This window comes from Nocardia sp. NPDC019323 (genome assembly GCF_044389845.1).
In the GTDB taxonomy this organism is placed as follows: Bacteria; Actinomycetota; Actinomycetes; order Mycobacteriales; family Mycobacteriaceae; genus Nocardia; species Nocardia implantans.
In genome coordinates, this window is the sequence record NZ_JBIRYN010000001.1 from 143,676 (window position 1) to 162,171 (window position 18,496).

24 protein-coding genes are annotated in these 18,496 nt (G+C 70.0%); 13 read left to right on the forward strand and 11 right to left on the reverse strand.

Annotated elements, in window-relative coordinates; all coding sequences use genetic code 11:
- Nucleotides 1-4 precede the first annotated feature (4 nt).
- The 3 genes from ACH49X_RS00625 to ACH49X_RS00635 are packed head-to-tail and all read left to right on the forward strand — an operon-like array spanning nt 5 to nt 2,171.
- Complete coding sequence (locus tag ACH49X_RS00625; RefSeq protein WP_357208861.1) at nt 5-538, forward strand: DoxX family protein; 534 nt, start codon at nt 5-7, stop codon at nt 536-538.
- Complete coding sequence (locus ACH49X_RS00630) at nt 538-1,356, forward strand: NAD(P)-dependent oxidoreductase (protein WP_195079963.1); 819 nt, start codon at nt 538-540, stop codon at nt 1,354-1,356. The genes ACH49X_RS00625 and ACH49X_RS00630 overlap by 1 nt, the downstream gene beginning before the upstream one ends.
- An 11-nt stretch (nt 1,357-1,367) precedes the next feature.
- Nucleotides 1,368-2,171 (forward strand): NAD(P)-dependent oxidoreductase, encoded by an 804-nt coding sequence (locus ACH49X_RS00635; protein ID WP_195079964.1) that lies wholly within the window; start codon nt 1,368-1,370, stop codon nt 2,169-2,171.
- Nucleotides 2,172-2,209: 38 nt separating this feature from the next.
- On the opposite strand, the gene ACH49X_RS00640 is transcribed toward ACH49X_RS00635, so the two are convergent.
- Nucleotides 2,210-3,511 carry an MFS transporter gene (locus tag ACH49X_RS00640; RefSeq protein ID WP_357105912.1) on the reverse strand — a complete coding sequence of 434 codons (1,302 nt, stop codon included), beginning with the start codon at nt 3,509-3,511 and terminating at the stop codon, nt 2,210-2,212.
- Here ACH49X_RS00640 and ACH49X_RS00645 point away from each other — a divergent pair.
- A complete protein-coding gene (locus ACH49X_RS00645) occupies nt 3,510-3,962 on the forward strand; it encodes a helix-turn-helix domain-containing protein (RefSeq protein ID WP_357208859.1) in 453 nt (150 codons plus the stop codon). The genes ACH49X_RS00640 and ACH49X_RS00645 overlap by 2 nt on opposite strands.
- 73 nt (nt 3,963-4,035) lie before the next feature.
- Here the strand turns inward: ACH49X_RS00645 and ACH49X_RS00650 are convergent, their stop codons facing one another.
- Together ACH49X_RS00650 and ACH49X_RS00655 are read right to left on the reverse strand one after the other, a co-directional pair.
- Complete coding sequence (locus ACH49X_RS00650) at nt 4,036-4,224, reverse strand: ferredoxin (protein WP_195079967.1); 189 nt, start codon at nt 4,222-4,224, stop codon at nt 4,036-4,038.
- Entirely contained in the window at nt 4,221-5,522 is a 1,302-nt protein-coding gene (locus tag ACH49X_RS00655) for a cytochrome P450 (protein ID WP_357208857.1), read from the reverse strand. The genes ACH49X_RS00650 and ACH49X_RS00655 overlap by 4 nt, the downstream gene beginning before the upstream one ends.
- Before the next feature lie 142 nt (nt 5,523-5,664).
- On the opposite strand from ACH49X_RS00655, the gene ACH49X_RS00660 reads away from it, so the two are divergent.
- From ACH49X_RS00660 to bfr, 5 genes are all read left to right on the forward strand, one after another.
- Nucleotides 5,665-6,807, forward strand: coding sequence for an acyl-CoA dehydrogenase family protein (locus ACH49X_RS00660; RefSeq protein ID WP_357208855.1), 1,143 nt, complete (start codon nt 5,665-5,667; stop codon nt 6,805-6,807).
- 32 nt (nt 6,808-6,839) lie between these two features.
- Nucleotides 6,840-8,069, forward strand: a complete 1,230-nt coding sequence (locus tag ACH49X_RS00665) for an acyl-CoA dehydrogenase family protein (RefSeq protein WP_357208853.1) — start codon at nt 6,840-6,842, stop codon at nt 8,067-8,069.
- 267 nt (nt 8,070-8,336) lie between these two features.
- Nucleotides 8,337-8,495 carry a hypothetical protein gene (locus ACH49X_RS00670; RefSeq protein WP_357208852.1) on the forward strand — a complete coding sequence of 53 codons (159 nt, stop codon included), beginning with the start codon at nt 8,337-8,339 and terminating at the stop codon, nt 8,493-8,495.
- A gap of 119 nt (nt 8,496-8,614) precedes the next feature.
- Entirely contained in the window at nt 8,615-8,806 is a 192-nt protein-coding gene (locus ACH49X_RS00675; RefSeq protein ID WP_195079971.1) for a bacterioferritin-associated ferredoxin, read from the forward strand.
- Between the two features lie 58 nt (nt 8,807-8,864).
- Entirely contained in the window at nt 8,865-9,344 is a 480-nt protein-coding gene (gene bfr / locus ACH49X_RS00680) for a bacterioferritin (protein ID WP_067807548.1), read from the forward strand.
- Nucleotides 9,345-9,398: 54 nt separating this feature from the next.
- Here bfr and ACH49X_RS00685 read toward each other — a convergent pair whose 3' ends face one another.
- From ACH49X_RS00685 to ACH49X_RS00695, 3 genes are all read right to left on the reverse strand, one after another.
- Complete coding sequence (locus ACH49X_RS00685) at nt 9,399-10,037, reverse strand: acyl-CoA dehydrogenase family protein (protein WP_357208851.1); 639 nt, start codon at nt 10,035-10,037, stop codon at nt 9,399-9,401.
- A gap of 150 nt (nt 10,038-10,187) precedes the next feature.
- Nucleotides 10,188-11,030, reverse strand: a complete 843-nt coding sequence (locus tag ACH49X_RS00690) for a patatin-like phospholipase family protein (RefSeq protein WP_357208849.1) — start codon at nt 11,028-11,030, stop codon at nt 10,188-10,190.
- Nucleotides 11,031-11,218: 188 nt separating this feature from the next.
- The gene (locus ACH49X_RS00695) at nt 11,219-11,851 is read right to left on the reverse strand and encodes a hypothetical protein (RefSeq protein WP_357208848.1); all 633 of its coding nucleotides are present in this window, start codon (nt 11,849-11,851) and stop codon (nt 11,219-11,221) included.
- Between the two features lie 164 nt (nt 11,852-12,015).
- Between ACH49X_RS00695 and ACH49X_RS00700 the strand changes: the two genes are divergently transcribed.
- Nucleotides 12,016-12,183 (forward strand): DUF4236 domain-containing protein, encoded by a 168-nt coding sequence (locus ACH49X_RS00700; protein ID WP_083880898.1) that lies wholly within the window; start codon nt 12,016-12,018, stop codon nt 12,181-12,183.
- A 30-nt stretch (nt 12,184-12,213) separates the two neighbouring features.
- Here ACH49X_RS00700 and ACH49X_RS00705 read toward each other — a convergent pair whose 3' ends face one another.
- Nucleotides 12,214-12,540: a hypothetical protein gene (locus ACH49X_RS00705; protein WP_195079973.1), complete on the reverse strand. Its 327-nt coding sequence runs from the start codon at nt 12,538-12,540 to the stop codon at nt 12,214-12,216.
- A 294-nt stretch (nt 12,541-12,834) separates the two neighbouring features.
- On the reverse strand, nt 12,835-13,320 hold the full coding sequence (locus tag ACH49X_RS00710; RefSeq protein ID WP_357208847.1) for a DUF4383 domain-containing protein: 486 nt from the start codon (nt 13,318-13,320) through the stop codon (nt 12,835-12,837).
- 1,140 nt (nt 13,321-14,460) lie between these two features.
- Here ACH49X_RS00710 and ACH49X_RS00715 point away from each other — a divergent pair.
- Nucleotides 14,461-14,697, forward strand: a complete 237-nt coding sequence (locus ACH49X_RS00715) for an ABC transporter ATP-binding protein (RefSeq protein ID WP_195079975.1) — start codon at nt 14,461-14,463, stop codon at nt 14,695-14,697.
- A gap of 113 nt (nt 14,698-14,810) precedes the next feature.
- Here the strand turns inward: ACH49X_RS00715 and ACH49X_RS00720 are convergent, their stop codons facing one another.
- Entirely contained in the window at nt 14,811-15,116 is a 306-nt protein-coding gene (locus ACH49X_RS00720; RefSeq protein ID WP_040871783.1) for a hypothetical protein, read from the reverse strand.
- 105 nt (nt 15,117-15,221) lie between these two features.
- Nucleotides 15,222-15,785, reverse strand: coding sequence for an HdeD family acid-resistance protein (locus ACH49X_RS00725; protein WP_357208845.1), 564 nt, complete (start codon nt 15,783-15,785; stop codon nt 15,222-15,224).
- A gap of 212 nt (nt 15,786-15,997) precedes the next feature.
- On the opposite strand from ACH49X_RS00725, the gene ACH49X_RS00730 reads away from it, so the two are divergent.
- Nucleotides 15,998-16,984 carry a glycosyltransferase family 9 protein gene (locus ACH49X_RS00730; RefSeq protein ID WP_195079977.1) on the forward strand — a complete coding sequence of 329 codons (987 nt, stop codon included), beginning with the start codon at nt 15,998-16,000 and terminating at the stop codon, nt 16,982-16,984.
- A 46-nt stretch (nt 16,985-17,030) separates the two neighbouring features.
- Here the strand turns inward: ACH49X_RS00730 and ACH49X_RS00735 are convergent, their stop codons facing one another.
- Nucleotides 17,031-17,351 carry a helix-turn-helix transcriptional regulator gene (locus tag ACH49X_RS00735; RefSeq protein WP_195079978.1) on the reverse strand — a complete coding sequence of 107 codons (321 nt, stop codon included), beginning with the start codon at nt 17,349-17,351 and terminating at the stop codon, nt 17,031-17,033.
- 183 nt (nt 17,352-17,534) lie between these two features.
- Here ACH49X_RS00735 and ACH49X_RS00740 point away from each other — a divergent pair, with 183 nt between their 5' ends.
- Nucleotides 17,535-18,248: a M23 family metallopeptidase gene (locus ACH49X_RS00740; RefSeq protein WP_195079979.1), complete on the forward strand. Its 714-nt coding sequence runs from the start codon at nt 17,535-17,537 to the stop codon at nt 18,246-18,248.
- Nucleotides 18,249-18,496: the final 248 nt, after the last annotated feature.

Sequence of the window (18,496 nt, forward strand, 5' to 3'; positions counted from 1 at the left end):
GGCCATGGAGGTCACCGATGTCGCGCTGTTGCTGTTGCGCCTGGTCGTGGGGGTCACCATGATCGCGCACGGCGTCAATCATTGGCTCGGCGGCGGCAAGATCGCCGGGACGGCACGGTGGTTCAGCGGGCTGGGGCTGCGCAACGGAGTGCTGCAGGCCTGGCTGAGCGTGGTCACCGAGATCGGTGCGGGGGCATTGCTGGTGCTCGGCCTGCTCACCCCCTTCGCCGCCGCGGCGGTCGTCTCGGTCATGCTGGTCGCCGGATTGCTTGCGCACCGCGCGAACGGCTTCTTCGTCTTCGAGGAGGGCTACGAATACGTGCTCGTGCTGGCCGTGGTCGCGCTCGCGCTGGGCCTGCTCGGGCCGGGGTGGCTGTCGCTGGATCATGCCGCGGGCATCGCGATCACCGGTTGGGCCGGTGGCGGCATCGTGCTCGGCCTGGCCGTGGCCGCTACGGCCGGACTGCTGGCAGTCTTCTATCGGCCCGCCCCGGCCCCGGGCGCCACGCCGGAACCGACCGACGAGGAGGTGCACTGATGCGCGTCGGGTTCATCGGGTTGGGCAGTCAGGGCGCGCCGATGGCGCGCCGCATCGTCGAGGGCGGCTACCCGACCACTCTGTGGGCGCGGCGGCCCGCCTCGCTCGAGCCGTTCGCCGACACCGCGGCCGCGACGGCCGGATCACCCGCCGAGCTGGCCGCGCGCAGCGACCTGGTGTGCCTGTGCGTGGTCGGTGACGCCGACGTGCGCGAGGTCGTGACCGGGGACCGTGGCGTATTGGCCGGTCTCGCAGTGGGTTCGATCATCGCCGTGCACTCCACCGTGCATCCGGACACCTGCCGGGAGCTGGCGGAACTCGCCGCGGCGCGACAGGTCACGGTGATCGACGCTCCGGTCAGCGGAGGTGGCCCCGCCGCCGCCGCGGGCAGGCTGCTGGTGATGGCCGGCGGCGACACCGAGGCCGTCGAACGCAGCCGCCCGGTGTTCGCGACCTACGCGGATCCGATCGTCCATCTCGGCGGCGTCGGCTCAGGACAGGCCGCCAAACTGCTGAACAACCTGTTGTTCACCGCGAATATCGCCACGGCGGCAGGGACTCTCGCCCTCGGCCAGGGTCTCGGCATCAGCCCGGACCGCCTGGGCGAAGTGATCACCCACGGCACCGCGAACAGTTTCGCGCTGGGGCGGATCGTCTCCGCGGGCGGCACTGTGGACCGGCTGGCCGAGCACGCCGGTGATCTGCTCCGCAAAGACGTCGGCTTGGTGGCGAGATTGGCCGAGGCGGCCGGGATCGCTCCCGGGGTCGTGCTCGGCGCGGCCGACGCGACGCTCGCCTTGATGAATCGGCAGCGCTGAAAGGACCGGGCTTGCGCATCGGATTCGTGGGCGCGGGGCGGATGGGCCGCCCGATGATCCAGCGCTTGGTGCGGGCGGGTCACACCGTCCGCGCGGTGGGGCGCTCGGCGGCGGCGCGGGCGGCGATCGCCGAGACCGGAGCGCGAGCCGTCGAAACCGTCACCGCGGCCGCCCATGACGCGGAAGCCGTCGTGGTCTGCGTGCTCACCGATGACCAGGTGCGCGAAGTGTGCCTCGGCGGCCCGCTGCTGCGCGCCGTGCGCCGCGGGGCCGTGCTGATCGTGCACACCACCGGGAGTCCCGCGACGGTGGCCGCTATCGCGGCGGCGTCCCCTGATGTCGGGGTGGTGGACGCGCCGGTGAGCGGCGGACCGCACGACATCGCCGCGGGCCGGCTCACCGTCCTCCTCGGCGGCGCCGACGAGGCGGCCGAGCGCGCACAAGTCGTCTTACGGGCATATGCCGATCCCGTCCTGCACGTAGGGCCACTCGGCGCGGGCCAGCGGGTGAAACTCGTCAACAACGCCCTGTTCGCCGCGCAGATCGGATTGGTCGCCGACGCGGTGCGGCTGGGAAACCAACTCGGAGTGGACGAGGCCACCTTGCTGGCGGCCCTGCCGCACGCCAGCAGCAGCGGTCGCGCCGTCACCAGCGTGGCCGGGAAGGGAGCGGTCGAGGTCTTCCGCGCTTCGGTGAGCGAATTCCTCCGCAAGGACGTGACGGTGGCCCGCGCGCTGGTCGCCGAACTGGGCGCTGATCTGGGGATCCTGGACGCCGCCATCGATGCGGGCATTCATCCGGCCGAGCGGAGTTGACCGTCCGATACGCGGCGCGTAAAGCCCGTCCAGCGCGGTCAGTCCATTGCGGCCCGCGCCTGGTGCGCGCCCGACTTCCCGGCTCGAATAGTCGCGCGTTCGAGCGGTAGCCGCTCGCCGAGCGCCCAGACCGTCAAGGCGCACGACGCGAATCCGGCTCCGAGCAGACAGGAGCCGACCCAGCCGTCGGCAGTGCAGACGGCGGTGGTCGCGGCCGCGCCGACGGCGGAGCCGAGCGAGTAGAAGACCATGTAGCCGCCGACAACGCCGCTGACGCGGTCGGGCTGCGCTGCGGTGAGCAGGTTCTGGTTGCTGACGTGCACGGCTTGGACCGCGAAGTCGAGAACCACGATGCCGATGGCGAGCAGCCACAGTGACCTCGGCAGCTGCGCGATCGCCGACCACGACAGGATGAGCAGGGTGAGCGCGAGCCCGGTGACCGGGGCCGCATGCCCGGCGTCGGCCCACCGTCCAGCCCGGGCTGCGCCTAGCGCGCCGGCGAGTCCGGCGAGTCCGAACAGCCCGATCCGGCTTTCGCTCAGCTGCCACGGCGCGCCCGCCAGCGCGAGCGACAGCCCGTTCCACAGGGTCGCGAACGAGGCGAACAGGAAGAACGCGATGAGCCCGCGCGTCAGGAAGTGGCGCTGCCCGAACAGGCCGCCGAGTGCGACGAGGGCCCGCCGATACCCCGACGGCCGGCCGGGTCGTTGCTCCGGCGGCAGGACGAGCAGGACCAAGGCCGCGAGCCCGAGCGCCAGGCCCGCGCAGGCCGCATACACACTCCGCCAGCCCCCGATCTGCGCGACCATGCCGGTGACGATCCGCGCGCCCAGGATGCCGATCATGACGCCCGAGGTCACAACTCCGATGCTCCGTCCGCGTTCGGCGGGCGGGGACACCGATGCGGCGTAGGCCACCGTGGTCTGCACCACCACCGCGAACAATCCGGTCGCCGCGAGCCCGGCGAACGCCACCCAGGTGGCCTGCGCCGAGGCCGTCAGGATCATGCCCACCGCGGTGAGCGCCAGGTGCGCTGCGATGAGCCGGCGCCTGTCGGAGACCACATCGCCGAGCGGCACCAGCAGAACCAGGCCCACCAGATAGCCGACCTGAGCGGTGGCGACGATCCACCCCGCGCGTTCGGCCGTCACACCGAGATCACGTCCCATCGGCTCCAGAATCGGCTGTGCCGCATAGATGGTCGCCACCGCGACACCGCACACCACCGCCAGCAGCAACCGCCGCCACCCGTTCATCACGCTCCCAATCAGTAGCAGATTGCAACCAATTGGACGGTACGACATAATGGTTTCAATCTGCAACTGATTGGGAGGTGTCATGCCGCGCACCGCGAACCCCGACTGGACCGACCCGGACTGCCCCGTCGCCCGCACCCTCGACCTGGTCGGCGACCGGTGGAGTTTTCTCGTCATCCGCGACGCGATGGACGGGGCACGATCGTTCACCGAGTTCCAGCGACGCACCGGCATCGCGCGCAATATCCTCACCGACCGGCTGCGCAAGCTCACCGCTCACGGGGTCCTCACTCAGCGCACCGCACCGTCGGGCCGCCGCCAGGAGTACGTGCTCACCGATGCGGGCCGCGACCTCTTCCCCGTCGTCCTCACGCTGCGGCAGTGGGGAGAGCGCCACGCCTTCGACCCCGGCGAGGCGCATTCCATCCTCGTGGACGAACACGGCATCCCCGTGCCGGAAATCGCCCCGACCGGTTCCGACGGCACCGCCCTCGGCACCGGCAACACCCGCGTGCAGAAGATTCGCGCATCCTAGGTGGAGCGGTCGCGGCACCAGGACGTCCGATTCGACCCGCTCGCGGCGGTGATCCCGGTGCCCGCCCTGTCGCTCACTCGATGACGATCGCGCTCTCGGGGCAGGACTGCACCGCCTCGCGCACCTGCGCCTCGAGGTGACCGGGCACCTCGGTGACGACGGCTTCGGCGTAGCCGTCGTCGGTCAAGGAGAACACTTCGGGGCACAGGCCGAGACAGACGCCGTGGCCCCGGCAACGATCCGCGTCGACGCCGACCTTCATCGCGCCCCACCCTCGGCCACGTCGAACTCCAAGTGCAGGGCGGTGAGTCCGCGCAGGATGAACGTGGGCAGGTAGCGGTAGTCGCGCGCGCCCTCGGGGCCGTGCACGCTCTCGTCTATCCGGAATCCGGTGGTGCGCTCGAGCAGCCGCTCGATGGCCACCCTGGCTTCGGCCCGCGCGAGCGGCGCGCCGGGGCAGGTGTGCACCCCGCGCCCGAATGCCAAGTGCGAGCGCGCGTTCGAGCGTCCCACCGCGAACGTGGTCGGATCCTCGAACCGGCGCGGGTCGCGATTCGCCGCGCCGTTGACCACCATAAGGACGGCGCCCGCGGGCACCTGGGTGCCGCCGACCTCGGTGGCGACCTTGGCCAGCCGGAAGTCGCCCTTGACCGGGCTCTCCATCCGCAGGCACTCCTCGATGAAGTGCTGGACGCGGCCGCGGTCCTCGCGCAGATCCCGCTGGATGTCCTGGCGCTCGGCCAGGATCTTCAGCGCCGAACTGAGCAGCCGGACGGTCGTCTCCTGGCCCGCCGAGAAGAGGTTCGCCGCCACCCGGACCACATCGAGGACCTCGGGTTCGCGCCCGTCGGGGAAGGTCGCGGTCGCCATGCTGGTCAGCACGTCACCGCGCGGGTTCTTCCTGCGGTCCTCGACGTACTCGGAGAATTTGGCGTAGAGGAATTCGATGGGGTTGTGCGACATGCCCTCCCCGTCGGTGCTGCCGACACTCGCGCCCTCGCGGTGCGGATCGCGTTGCAAGGCGTGCAGAAACTCCTCTTGATCGTCGTCGGGGACTCCGAGCAGGTCGGCGATCACGTACAGCGTGAAGGGGCCGGCGAATTCCCGCATGCAGTCGCCCTTGCCCTTGGCCAGGTACCGGTCCAGCATCCGGTCGGCGATGGCCCACATCGCCTCCTCGTTCTCCTTGAGGCGTTTCGGCGTGATCAACCGCATGAGCAGTGCGCGGTGATCGGTGTGCACCGGAGGGTCGAGCGTGGGCAGCTGGTCGCTCATCGGCAGCTTGTCCCGGTGCTCGGCGATGAGGGCGTCGACATCCTCCGCCCCGGCCAGGGGCACCGGGAAGCCGGGGAACGGGCCGGTGACGGAGATGCAGGAGGAGAACCGTTCGACGTCGTTGTAGACCTCGAGCGCCTCGTCGTAGCCGGTCACCATCATCACGTCGTGGTGCTTCTCGCGCGTCACCGGACACTGCTCGCGCAGCGCGTCGAAGTACGGATACGGATCGGCGACGAGTTCCTGCCCGAGGAAGAAGTCCAGCTCCTGGAAGTTTTTCACCACTCGAGGGTCCCTTCGACACCCCGGCGGAGGCCGCTCATAGGCCGAGTTCGCCGGGTGACTTCCGTGATTGAGAATATGCCTCTCATCTGTGAGTATGAGATTTCCACAAACAGGGCGGCGCGTCAACCGAAGGACAGGCATCATGACCAACGACCCCACCGCGGATCAGCGGTTGTTCCAGTCGACCACCCGCGAATTCCTGGCGGACACCGTCCCGGTGAGCACCGTGCGCGCGCTCGGCGAAGCGGGGACGGGATTCGATCGGACCTGGTGGCGGCGCGCGGCGGAATTGGGCTGGACGGCCATGCTGGTTCCCGAAAGCCTCGGCGGCGGAACCGTTTCCGGAAGGTCGATGACCGAACTCGCCGCGGTGGCCGAAGAGCTGGGCCGCGCCTGCGCGCCCGGTCCGTTCATCACGACGAATGCCGTCCTGGCGGGACTGGCCTCGGACGCACGCCCTCTCGGCGAGGTCGTCACCGCCGTCGCCGCTGGCGAAACGATCGTGACGTGGGCGGTCTACGAACCCGGCCGGGACTTCACCGTCCTGTCCCCCGGACAGGCCCTCAGGACCAGCGCCGAACCCCAGGGCGACGGATACCGGCTCAACGGTGTCAAGGACCGCGTGGAAGCGGGCGACCAGGCGGATCTGTTCCTGGTGACCGCCCAGAGCGCCGACGGCCCGGTGCAGCTGCTGGTGCGCGCCGACGCCCCCGGCGTGACCGTCACCCCGGCCTGGACCCTGGACCTGGTCCGCCGCACCGCGCACGTGACGTTCGAGAATGTCGCGGTATCGGCGGACGCCGTGGCGCACACCGGCGGCGCCGCCGTGGCCGCGCTGCGAGCGCAGGCGCGCACCGCGGCCGTGCTGACCGCCGCCGAGCTGGTCGGCGCCGCCGACGCCGCGCTCGCCGCGACCTTGTCCTGGTTGTTCGATCGCTACACCTTCGGCAGGCAGCTGGCCTCCTACCAGGCGCTCAAGCACCGGATGGCCGACAACAAGACCTGGCTGGAAGCGTGCCGAGCCACCGCGACCGCCGCCGCGGCGGCGTGGGACGACGACCCGGCCGGCGCGGGCGAGGCGATCAGCATCGCGAAATCGTATGTGGGAGCGAAAGCCCCGGTGATCGCCCAGGACTGCGTACAGCTGCACGGCGGCATCGGCGTCACCTGGGAGCACGACCTGCATCTGTACCTACGCCGGATCACCCTCGGCCGCGCCATGTACGGCACGCCAGAGGAGCACCGGCGCCACATCACCGATCTGCTCGACACGGCAGCCGCGTGAACCGGATCGAGCCCGCCAGGAAGGACCGCGTTATGACCACGGATCTGGAGCCCGTCGAGGACTTCCGCGCCCGCGCGCGGACCTGGTTGCGGGGCAACCTGCCCCCGGCCCCCGCCGCGGACCACAAGTCCGACACCGAGGAGGCGTGGGACCGCGCCCGGCAGCTGCAACGGATGCTGCACGAGGGCGGCTTCGCCGGAATCTGCTTCCCGGCCGACTACGGCGGACTCGGCCTCACCCCGGCCCACCAGCGGGCGTTCACCGAGGAATCGCTGCCCTACGAGATGCCACTGCTGCTGAACGTGCCGACGCTGGCCATCTGCGCGGCGAGCCTGCTCGATCTCGGCACCGAGCAGCAGAAGCGCGCGCACCTGCCCGCCGTGCTGCGCGGCGAAGAGATCCTGGCGCAGTTCCTGTCCGAGCCGCGCGGCGGGTCGGATCTGGCCGGACTCACCACCCGCGCCGAGCGCGACGGCGACCGGTGGATCCTCAACGGATCGAAGATCTGGAGCTCCGGCGCCTACGCCGCCGACTACGGGCTGTGCCTGGCCCGCACCAACTGGGAGGTCGCCAAGCACCGCGGGCTCACGATGTTCCTGGTGCCGGTGCGCGCCGAAGGCGTCACCGTGCGGCGGATCAAACAGGTGACCGGCTCGACCGAGTTCTGCCAGGAATTCTTCGACGACGTCGCGCTGCCCGAGGAGGCGGTGCTCGGCCGGGTGGACGGCGGCTGGGACGCCGCGTCCCTGCTGCTGCACCACGAGCGCGCCGCGCTGGGCGGCACGTCGCCGTACACCAGCGGCGCGCGCCCGCACCTGGGCGGCGAGGCCGACCGGCTGCTCGAACTGGCTCGCGCCACCGGGCGCTGCGCCGACCCGTGCACCAGGGAGGACATCGGCGAGGCGCGGGCCATGAACGTGGTGCGCGACCAGCTCATCGCGCACGTCTCGCTGGCCATCGCGAGCGGTGACCTGCCGCCCTCCGCCGGAGCCATCACCCGGTTGTTCACCGCGGAGAACGCCTGGCTGCAAACGGATATGGCGGTACGCATCGCCGGGTCCACCGCGGCCACCCACAGCCCGGGCGACGCCGCCGACACGACCAGGGTGGGCCTCGATTACCTGTTCCGGTCGGCGTGGAGCCTGGCCGGCGGCAGCACCGAGATGGCGCGCAACGTCATCAGTGAGCGCGTGCTCGGCATGCCCAGGGAGTTCGCCGCCGATCGCGACGTCCCGTTCAACCAGGTCGAGAACGGCCGATAACCGGCGGCCCGCAGCCGCAGGGGACCGCGATCCGCTGGAAGCGGGCCCGCTGCCCGAGATCGCCGCGGCCGAACGCCATGGATGCAGGCGAGCACGTAACCGCCGGCCACGTCCTCGTCGGCAACCGGGTTCGCATCACCGGCCCGTCCAGCGCGGGGCTGCTCCGGTTCCCCGGCGTCAAGGTCGCGCGCACCGTCGGCGTGCCGCACGAGACGCTCGGCGAAGCCGTGGTCTCGTGCGTGGCGCCGCGGCCGGGCGCGACGGTGGATGGCGCGGAACTGCGCTTTCCTGCGCGAGCGGCTGGCCGGCTACAAGGCGCCGCGGCACGTGCTGCTGCGCACCGAAGAGGACATCGCGCTCACCGGCAGCGCCGAGATCGAGTCGAGCGAGCCGCGGCAGCTGGCCGTACGGCGGCTCGCCCCCTAGCGGAGCTCGCGCGGGCCGCGGGCTTCACACCGCCGGAGCGAGCTGCTATACATTAGGGGAGGCTTACCTCGTTAGTCGAGGCTAACCTCAGCGATAAGGTGACCTGGCTGTGAGGCTTCATGTACGTCTGTATTTGTAACGCGGTGTCCGAAGGTGACGTGCATACCTGCGTTTCGGCGGGCGCCGACAGCATCCGCCAGGTGAAGAACGCCTGCGGATGGAAGCCGGGTTGCGGCAGCTGCACGACGCGACTGGCCGAGGTGATCGGCCGCGCACGGGCCTCCGCGGGAGCGCAGCCATCGGCCGCCTGAGCCGACACACCAGGCGGTCTGCCCGCCGCTGCGCGCTTTTTGTGCCACGATCGCTGCTATGGACGGCGACAAGGACATCGTTGCGCTGCTCAACGAGCAGCTGACGGCCGAACTCACGGCGATCAATCAGTACTTCCTGCACGCCAAGATGCAGGAGAACTGGGGCTTTACCAAGCTGGCCCGGCACACTCGGCACGAGTCAATCGACGAGATGAAACATGCCGAGCTGCTCACCGACCGGATCCTCTTCCTGGAGGGCCTGCCGAACTATCAGAAGCTCAACCCCCTGCGCATCGGGCAGAGCGTGCCCGAGCAACTGCGGGCCGATCTGCAGATCGAGCTGGAAGCGGTCGAACGGCTGCGCCGTGGCATCGAGCTGATGCGTTCGCGCGGCGACGTGACCTCCGCTCGCATCTTCGAGCACATCCTCGAGGACGAAGAGCAGCACGTCGACTACCTGGAAACCGAACTCGATCTGGTGGAGAAACTGGGCGAGCCGCTGTATCTGCAGCGCTTCACCGAGACTCCGGACGACTGACCGCTTGTTCCCGGTCGGCTCCAAGCCGCCGACCGGCGATCCGCCCCGCGCTCGCTATGCCGGGGCGAATCGCCGGGCCAGTCGTCTCCGGTGTTCGGCGGGCGTGCCGAACATGACCCCGATCGAGCGTGGCTCGCTTGCGATAGGCGTCGATCCCGCTCTCCCACACGTAACCATGCGGCCGTGCAACTGCATGGCCTTCCCCGCCACCCGCACCGCCGTCTCGGGGGTGAACGCCTTGGCCCTCGATGCCGCGCCGCCCGCGTCCGGACCGGACGCGACCTCGGCTCGCACCGCGGCCGCCACCAACTGCCCGGCCACCGCAATCCGCACCAGCAGGTCCGCGCAGGCGCGCTTGACGGCCTGGCAGGAGCCGATCGGACGGACGAACTGTTCGCGCACCCCGGCGTAGCCGACGGTGGCCGCCGGCATGGCCCTGCTGAGCCCCAGACTGTCGCAGGCCGTCGCGATCGCGGGCCGGTCGCACTGCCGCCGAGTGCGCGCCCGCCGTCGCCGTGGAAACGCCACAACGCCACCGGCCCCGACCCGCCCGAGATCGCGCGTCGCGTCGACCACCGGCCGCGCGGTGACGGTCGCCCCGGGAACGCCGGGTTCGACCGCCACGATGACGACCTCGCCGCTGGGAGCACGAGCGGGCACCAGCAGCCGATCAGCGCGGGGAGCGTCGAGCACGAATCGGCGCAGCCGTGCGGACGCAGGGGCTCGGCGCTCACCACGAGCCGGAACGGCGCTTCGCGACAAGGTCGCCGAGGGCTTCGGCTGCTACGGCGAATACGTCGAGCGCGACGAGGACATCGCTCGAGGGAGTACGGCGGTGAGCGGTCAGCCGTTCGGCCAGACGTCCTTCAGTCGCGACGCCGCCTCGGCCGCCTGGCGCACGCCCGCCGCATGGGCGGGAGCCAGCGCCGCGGAGTCGAACACGTCGAGTCCGATCACGGCGACGGCCTCGTCGTCGGGGACAATGGAAACCTCTGTGGCCGAGCCGAGTTCGCGATCGCTCGGAACACGCGGGAACATGTGCGCCAGCGGTTCGAGGATCACCACGACGTCCGCGCCCGCGGCCAGGTCCGCGTTGACCGGCGAGCGCAAGCCGCCGTCGATGTAGTGGCTGCCGTCGATCGGAATCGGCGGGAAGACTCCCGGCACCGCCGTGCTCGACGCCAGCGCCGCGGGCAACGACGCCGCGCCGTCCCTGGTCCATGCCCGCAATTCGCCGGTGGTGATGTCGATCGCGGTGACGACGAGATCGCGCGGGGGCCATCGCGTTACACCGGCCAGCCCACCGATGCGCGCGATGTGCTCGTCCGGAGCACCGACCTGCGCGGCCAAGGCCAACTCCCCGGCCCGGCGGCGCGCCTGGGCCGGGTCCTGTCCCGGAGCGCGCAGTACGGCGAAGATCTCCGCCATGCGCGCCGGATCCGCCCGCACCGGCGCCGCCGACGTGGACGGCGGCCGCAGCAATCGCGCCGGATCACTGCCATCGGCCAGGACCGCGCCGACCACCGCCCCCGCCGAGGTCCCCACGAATCGGTCGGCCCGGGCCAAGTCGATGCCGTTGTCCCGCAGTCCGGTCGCCAGTCCGGCCAACCACGACAGGCCGACCGGACCACCTCCCCCCAGCACGAGCGCTACCGACAAACCGCTGGAAACCACCGAGTCCGACATGCCGCCAGCCTATCCGCACCGGCCCCGGCCGACGCCGTGGCAGCCTCCTGCCGGGCACAACTCGCGGCCCGCTGTCGCGTGCCGGGCGGTGGCGTGTATTCGGTCATCGGCTGGGTGGAGGTCCCGGACAGCTGACACCGGCCTTCGTGCGGTGAACGTGGCGATGCGAAGCCGGGGACCGTCAAGGCTTACTGCGACGGTTCACCGGCGCGGATCACCTCGACCGACAACTGTCGCCACGACGACGTCAGCCGGACCAACTCGTCCACCGTCGGCTCGGCCGCCGCGTGCGAGCCGTGGCCCGGCCGGAAGTGGACCGTCGTACCGGTCGTGCCGTCCGCGGCGACCGGCAGCAGATCGGTGACCGGGACGCCGTTCTCATAGCGTTGCGTCCAAGCTCCGTGCCGCCTGCGATTGGTATGCACGAGCCATCGGCTCAGCGCCGCGACGACGGACATGCCACGGCGCGGATGACCGTCGGGCAGGCGTTCCGCGTCAGGGAAGTCGAAGAACCGCAGATCTTTCGTCGCCATGATCGGCTTCTTGACGTGGCGTCCGCTGGCGTCGATGCGGGTGTCGGTGCCTCTTCCATCGTCGGAGACCGACACCGAACCATCGGTGTGCAAGACCACGACGCACCGTCCGCCGTTCCCACATGCGGCTTCGTCCGCCGCGTACGCGACGACTTCGAGGATCAGGTGACGGATACCGCCGGGAGCCATCGCTTCCGGCTCGCGGCGAATCCGTTCCAGATGAGCGAGGTCCACGGTGCTCGCCCAGTCGTGCGTCGTATTCTCCCAAGGGCTTCCAGTGCCGTCCATGGCATCAGTAGAGCGCACGTCAGCGGTAGATCGCCCATCGTTTCCGGGCCGCCCGCTCGACGGCACGAATCCTGTCGGGATGCCGGCCAAGGGTGCGCCGACCAGCGAAAACCCTGTGGGATAACCGGATCCGTTATCCTGGGGTCGAGTCAGGGAGGCTGCTCATGCCAATCAGATACCGTCAGCGCAAATCGTTCGGGCCGCTGAAACTCAACTTCACCCAGTCGGGGCTGTCGTCGTGGAGCATCAAAATCGGCCCCTGGTCGTGGAACTCCCGAACCAAGAAGAACAGTGTGGACCTGCCGGGTCCGCTGGGCTGGCGTCAGCGCTGAACCGCGCCGGACTTCGTCCGGCGGAGCGATTCAGGCCCAGATCCGCGACAGCGCCGAACGGGAGTACGTCTGCTGGGGCGTCACGGTGATCAGGTCGCAGACCTCGACGAGTCCCGCCGGTACCGCGTTGCCGAAGTGGTGCAGCCCGGGCGCGATCACCGCGTCGACGCCGAAGGTGCGGACGACGTCGACGAGGCGATCCACCGGTGCGTCGGTACCGGCGCCGAAGGTCACCGTCTTACACAGCTCGTAACCCAGTCGCTTGGCCAAACTCCGCATCTGCGCTTCGTCCCAATCCTGGGACACACCCGAGACGTCCTTGCGGAGATATCCCAGCGCGGGTGGTTTGGCCCTCATCGGTACTCCCTTGCCGCGATCGTTGCCAACGTGGTCGAAGCGCCTGCACTCCCACAAGCTCGCGCGGTCACGGCGCGGATTGCGGGCTGAGCAAGTTATTGACATCATATGTTGTCAACAGCAGTCGATGTCAACATCTTCGGCGTCCGGCAACCAGCTTTTCGGCGTCGCCCGAACCGAGCGTACCGTCGGCGACCCGGCGGCACCCGGCGGAGCTGGTCGTCTCCGAGAACCTTTGACGTGCAGCAACTTTCGGTAGCCAGCACTCGGATGGGCCCCGATGTGGCGCGTCGGCTACTCCAGGATTCCGGTCTGCCTGCCCGCTCCCGGCGCCTGGGTCACGGGCCGCCGCGCCAAGACCACACCGAGGGCGATCATGCCCGCGCCGAGTACGAAGTGCAGCCAATTGTCAGCCGTATCGAGCGGCACGAAGTTGGCGTCGCTGTCGGGGTTCACGACCAGTCCGTACAGCCACAACACGAGATACAGCACACCGCCGCCGAGCAGGAACGCACGCGCCGACGCAGCGGTGCGCGCGGCCAGCACCCCGGCGATGCCGAAAGCCAGGTGAACCACGTTGTGCAGCACCGAAACGCCGAACAGACCGAGCAACTGGGCCTGGGAGTGATGACCCGCCCACTCGAGTTCGCCGTAGTCGGTCGTGATCCCTGGAATGAACCCCAGGATGCCGACCAGCAGGAACGTCGCCCCGACCGCCATGGCGGCGATCTGGAGCGGAGACCGCCGATCCGTTGTCGCGCCGGATGTGGAATTGGACATCGCCGAACCAGCCCTTTCGCTGTGGGTTGACCTCCGTCCCCACCGTGCTACCCGGGCGCAAACGAGACAAACAGCGCGGCGCGGCCCAGCCGACCGCCGCGCGCGACGAAGCAACGGCAGTCGGCCGGACTGAGACGGCATCCACACCCGTACGGCCGCGGCGTGACCGTGATCCCCGTCTCCTCCGATTGCAGCACCGGAACCCCTTTCACCGGAGCCGGCGGTGTTCGCGCTGGTACACCGGCCGCGACAGCATCGGTAGCGGGTTTCGGACAAGACCGGGATGCCCGGCCCCGCGCCGAGGACTCGCGCCCGCCTTCCGGTCGGTGGATACTGTCGGCGACTCGAAAACAACTGTCCGCCTTGGTAAGCCGACGCAGTCTGTCAACCGGATGGTTTTGCCAGGGAGGCAAGGACCATGTTGGTCTGGTGTGTTGTGACCATGATCGTGATCGTTCTGCTGGGCGCGGCCGCGTCGGCGATGGCATGGGATCCGCGGGGACGCCGCCGCGCGGCCGGCGTGCCGCCGGTTCCGCCGGCGGCGACCTCGGAGTCCACCGCGGCGAACCCGAATGACTGGCCGCGCACACAGGACACCCGGCGTCCGGCCCGCTCACTGGAAACGAGTTCACCTGCGCGGTAGCGCCCATCGCGGTCGCCCCAGGCGTTCGCGGCCGTAGTGCCGCCGTGTACCGATCACACTGATCGAGTCCATCGCTGCGGGACGCGTTCCAAGGTCCCCTTTTTAGAGCGTGCAGGCGGTTGGAATCGTGGTGGCGACGGGAACAACCCGGCCATCTCGGTGTCCGGGGTCATGAGCTACGGAAAGGGCGCACTGCTCGCCGCGGCCGCGGACAGCGAGGCCGGGCAGGACCCCCGCACCCTGTGCAGCGGGCTGGCGATCATGCTGCGCGGGTGCGGGCGGGCGCCGGGCCGCCGCGGTCGCCTCCGGCCTGGTGAACGCCTGCTGCATGGCGCTCGCCGCGAAAGCCGTGGATGGAGTACGGAGCACATGGTGGTCGCGAGCTTCGCCGAGGGCCGCTTCCCCGCGGCCGGAGCGGCCTTCGTGCTGGCGGTCTCGCTGCTGCGCATCGTGACGATCATCTTGCGCGGCGTTGCGACGCGGGCACCGACGCACGGATGCAGCACGCCTTGGCCCGCCTCACCCGCGGCCGCACCACCCCGACGATCGCGCATCGGATACACACGGCCGAGACCGCCGATCGGGTGCTGCTGTTCCACGAGGGCCGGATCGTCGAGGACGGCAGCCATGCCGAGCCGCTGCGGCGCGGCGGGCGCTACGCCCGGCCGCACGCGGCGTGGGCACGCGACACCGTGTCGGCATCGGAACGGATCCCCACCGACGTCGGCGGGTGAAACGGCAGGGCGGGCGAGGCGAGCACGGAAACGGCCGAGGCGGTCGCGCACCACACCGACGAAACTCGTGCGATGGGTGACGCGACGCCTCGGCCGCGATCGCTACGGTCGGCTCAGCTGACCGAGACGCTGCCGCCCTTGGGCAGGTAGCCGATCTTCTCCACGGGCAGCTCGCCGACCACCGAACCGGTGCAGTCCCTTCCGGAGTACAGCGTGACGGCACGATCGGTGCTGTTGACGACGGTGATCTGGAACGTGGTGTAGAAGGTACCGTCGGTGTTCAGGCAGCCCACCGGATCCGCGTGCAGTTCGCCGTTGATCGACAGCGTGCCGACCGCGGCCTGCGCCGTCCCCGCCGACAGCATGGCCGCGGCCCCCGCCAGGGCGAGCGCACCGACAAACCCAGCAGTACGAATCATTCGTGCCTCCAGTTCTTTTCGATGTCGACCAACCCCGAAGCCGACGTCTGGTGAAAATGCGCCTGTGATTCTGTCACGAGTTCCAGCCGGAGGGAACCGTGCTGGTCAGGCGATCTCCCTGCGCACACCGAACGCCACGATGATCTCCATGATGCCGACGATGATCAGCCACACCCCGGCCAAGACGGCCAACGTGGCCACCGACCGCACCGGCCAGACGATCAGCACGACACCGGCGACCGCGGTGACGAGGCCGAAGAGCACCTGCCACCAGCGCCCCGGCAGTTCCGGTTCGGAGATCGCGGCCACCAGCAACGCGATCCCGCGGAACAGCCAGCCGATGCCGATCCACAACCCCAGCAGCAGCAACGAGGCGAGTTCGTCGCGGAAGCAGAAGACGCCGACCACGATGGACAGCACGCCGATGATGAACGACAGCACGCGCAGGCCGGTGCCGACCGGCGCGCCGAAGGCCGCGAGCAGCTGCAGGAAGCCGGTGACCACCAGGTAGACCCCGAAGATGATGCCCGCCACCGCCAGCGTGATGTCGGGCCAGGCCAGGATCAGGATGCCGAGGATCACCGCGAGTACGCCGGTGAGCAGGATCGTTTGCCACGCACGGCGGGCAAGAGACTTCAGTGGACCCTCTACCACGCTGTTGGTCGTCATTCCCTGATGTTATAGCTGCAATGCATATGTTCCCTGCATATTTGCTGGACAGCGTGCGCCCAGGGTTTCCTTCGACGTCACGACGTTGTCCCACGTTCACGTTTCGCCATCCGAACGGCCGGGTAGTTATTCGTTAGTGACTCTTCGTCGGCGCCCCTGGGCTGAACGGGTGGGTCGGGGTTCGGTGAGACTCGGGTGGCTAGGAGAAGAGGGTGGCGGTTCTGCTCGTGTTGCAGGCGCGTGGGCTGGGTGATCTACTCACCGCGATCCCGGCTCTTCGTGCGCTGCGCCGAGCCAAACCCCACGATCGCATCGTCTTGGCGGCGCCGCTGCGACTCAAGCCGATCGTCGATCTGATCGCCTCGGTCGACACTCTGCTGCCCACTCCCGATCCGGGCAGCCTCCGTTGGGACGCGCCCGCGCCCGAGTTGGCGGTCAACCTGCACGGCGCAGGCGCCGAGAGCATCGTCGCCCTGTCCAAGACCGGGGCCGAGCGCATACTCACTTTCCGCAACCCCGCGTTTCCCGAGTTGTCCGGCCCGGCGTGGGAGCCGGACACCCACCAGGTGGACCGCTGGTGTCATCTGCTGGAGTACGACGGCATCGGCGCGGATCGCCGCAACCTGGGACTGGTTCCGCCGGTGTCGACGACCAGCCGCCGCGACTGCGTGGTCGTGCACGTCGGCGCGGGCGCACCGGCGCGCCGCTGGCCGCCCGACCGGTTCGCCGCCGTCATCCGGCACCTGCTCGCCCTGGGGCGCGAGGTGGTGCTCACCGGCGACGAGTACGAACGCCAACTCGCGCTCGGCGTCGCCGCACGAGCGGGCCTGCCCGCCGGCCGGGTGCTTGCCGGACAGCAGACCCTCATCGATCTGTCCGCCACCGTCGCCGAGGCCGCCCTCGTGATCTGCGGAGACACCGGCGTGGCCCACTTGGCCACGGCGTTCGGCACCCGGACCGTCCTGCTGTTCGGCCCGACGCCGCCGCAGTTGGCCGGTCCGCCCGCACACCTGCTCGGCCGGCATGCCGTGCTGTGGGCCGGCCATGTCGGCGACGCCGACGCCGCCGCCCCCGACCCCGGCCTGTTGCAGATCGACGTCGCCGAGGTGATCACCGCCGTCGACAAGCAGCTGAGCAAGCGCAATTGGCCCAGCACGGGTACCGACCGTCCCAAGACGGCCTATCGCCGGGTGGGATGACCGCCACCGACCGCCGCCGAAGACGGACGCGGGCACACCGCCGCGGTCACGCGTTCGCTGTCGCGGCGGTCTGCAACGCCGCGGAATAGGCGGCGATCGCGCTCGGCCAGAACTGTTCGAGGTAGTCGCGGGCGTCGGCGAGGCCGCGTGGGTCCAGGGAATACAACCTGCGATTGCCCTCCGGCCGCATCATCACCAAGCGCGCCTCGCGCAGCACACGCAGATGCTGCGAGACCGCCGAACTGGTCACACCGAGTTCCTCCGCCAAGTCGCCGACCGAGCGAGCGGCCTGCGGCAGGGCCTCGAAGATCGCGCGACGGGTCGGGTCCGCCAGCGCCGTGAGGGCACGAACTCCATTAGTCGCCACTCACACAGTGTGCGCATCCAGCACTCCCCGGGTCAACCGCCGCCAAGTCTTCGTCGTCCCAGCTCGCATAGGAATCGCGCAGGATTCTTCACCTCTTCGCAAATGATCGAGCTGGGCTTTTGCACCCGGTGATGGTTGCCACAGGATTGCGGACGCCTGCGGCGGCTGCCGTACGTTCGACGCATGCCCGTGACCTTTCCGTTACCGATCCGTCGCGCCGCGACACGGTTGCGCCGCGACGGCGTCACCGCCCGCGTCGTCGTCGCCTCCGCGGTCGTCACCGCGTCCTTCGGCGTGCTCGCCGCGGCGCAGCAGGACGAGGACACCGACTCCGCCCGCCTCGTGGCGGGGAAGATCGCCTCGGGTGAAATCCGCCCCGCCGAGGGCATGGCTCGATTCGCCGTCTTCACCCCACCGCAGAGCCCGGCTCCGCAGGCCGCCCCGGCGCCTGTGCCCTGGGACCTCAACCGCATCGCGCAGGACTTCGCCCGCCCGAAGACCGTCCGGCCCGCCGCCGGCGTACTGACCTCGAATTTCGGCACGCGCTGGGGCGCGATGCACGCCGGCCTGGATTTCGGCGATCCGCTCGGGGCGCCGATCGCCGCCGTCACCGACGGCGTCGTGATCGAGGCCGGTCCCGCCTCGGGCTTCGGCCTGTGGGTGCGGGTCCAGCAGGACGACGGCACCGTCGGCGTCTACGGCCACGTGAACGACATCCTCGCCACCGTGGGCCAGCCGGTCCGCGCGGGCGACGTCATCGCGACGGTGGGCAACCGCGGCTATTCCACCGGGCCGCACCTGCACTACGAAGTCCATCTGGCCGACGGCACCCCGATCGATCCGCACCCCTGGCTGGCCGGACGCGGCATCGACGTCGGGTACGCCCCGGAGGACTGACCCCGATCCGGCTCGCGGGACACGAGGGCTCGCGGACGAACCCGGCGACAGCGCCGTCGCCCGCTACGGGCCGCGAACGCAACGACGCGTTCGCGGCCCGCTTCATCTGCCCGATCGGCGCAACGGGATCGAGCGCGACGCCCGCGATCCCGCCGCGGGATCCAATCCCTATGAGGCCTCCGCCGGACCAGCTTCGTGGCGCGCCAAGGCACAGCCGTAAGCGAGGACATGTGGGTCCGCGGTACCGC

Excerpts from the sequence above, each read along its gene's own strand:
- ACH49X_RS00625 (WP_357208861.1), top strand. The coding sequence starts at position 5 with ATGGAGGTCACCGATGTCGCGCTGTTGCTGTTGCGCCTGGTCGTGGGG.
- ACH49X_RS00740 (WP_195079979.1), top strand. The coding sequence starts at position 17,535 with ATGCCCGTGACCTTTCCGTTACCGATCCGTCGCGCCGCGACACGGTTG.
- ACH49X_RS00725 (WP_357208845.1), bottom strand. The coding sequence starts at position 15,785 with ATGACGACCAACAGCGTGGTAGAGGGTCCACTGAAGTCTCTTGCCCGC.
- ACH49X_RS00690 (WP_357208849.1), bottom strand. The coding sequence starts at position 11,030 with ATGTCGGACTCGGTGGTTTCCAGCGGTTTGTCGGTAGCGCTCGTGCTG.
- ACH49X_RS00650 (WP_195079967.1), bottom strand. The coding sequence starts at position 4,224 with ATGAAGGTCGGCGTCGACGCGGATCGTTGCCGGGGCCACGGCGTCTGT.
- ACH49X_RS00640 (WP_357105912.1), bottom strand. The coding sequence starts at position 3,511 with ATGACACCTCCCAATCAGTTGCAGATTGAAACCATTATGTCGTACCGT.
- ACH49X_RS00710 (WP_357208847.1), bottom strand. The coding sequence starts at position 13,320 with ATGTCCAATTCCACATCCGGCGCGACAACGGATCGGCGGTCTCCGCTC.
- ACH49X_RS00665 (WP_357208853.1), top strand. The coding sequence starts at position 6,840 with ATGACCACGGATCTGGAGCCCGTCGAGGACTTCCGCGCCCGCGCGCGG.
- ACH49X_RS00660 (WP_357208855.1), top strand. The coding sequence starts at position 5,665 with ATGACCAACGACCCCACCGCGGATCAGCGGTTGTTCCAGTCGACCACC.
- bfr (WP_067807548.1), top strand. The coding sequence starts at position 8,865 with ATGGACGGCGACAAGGACATCGTTGCGCTGCTCAACGAGCAGCTGACG.
- ACH49X_RS00720 (WP_040871783.1), bottom strand. The coding sequence starts at position 15,116 with ATGATTCGTACTGCTGGGTTTGTCGGTGCGCTCGCCCTGGCGGGGGCC.
- ACH49X_RS00695 (WP_357208848.1), bottom strand. The coding sequence starts at position 11,851 with ATGGACGGCACTGGAAGCCCTTGGGAGAATACGACGCACGACTGGGCG.
- ACH49X_RS00700 (WP_083880898.1), top strand. The coding sequence starts at position 12,016 with ATGCCAATCAGATACCGTCAGCGCAAATCGTTCGGGCCGCTGAAACTC.
- ACH49X_RS00705 (WP_195079973.1), bottom strand. The coding sequence starts at position 12,540 with ATGAGGGCCAAACCACCCGCGCTGGGATATCTCCGCAAGGACGTCTCG.
- ACH49X_RS00630 (WP_195079963.1), top strand. The coding sequence starts at position 538 with ATGCGCGTCGGGTTCATCGGGTTGGGCAGTCAGGGCGCGCCGATGGCG.
- ACH49X_RS00670 (WP_357208852.1), top strand. The coding sequence starts at position 8,337 with ATGGCGCGGAACTGCGCTTTCCTGCGCGAGCGGCTGGCCGGCTACAAG.
- ACH49X_RS00675 (WP_195079971.1), top strand. The coding sequence starts at position 8,615 with ATGTACGTCTGTATTTGTAACGCGGTGTCCGAAGGTGACGTGCATACC.
- ACH49X_RS00645 (WP_357208859.1), top strand. The coding sequence starts at position 3,510 with ATGCCGCGCACCGCGAACCCCGACTGGACCGACCCGGACTGCCCCGTC.
- ACH49X_RS00715 (WP_195079975.1), top strand. The coding sequence starts at position 14,461 with ATGCAGCACGCCTTGGCCCGCCTCACCCGCGGCCGCACCACCCCGACG.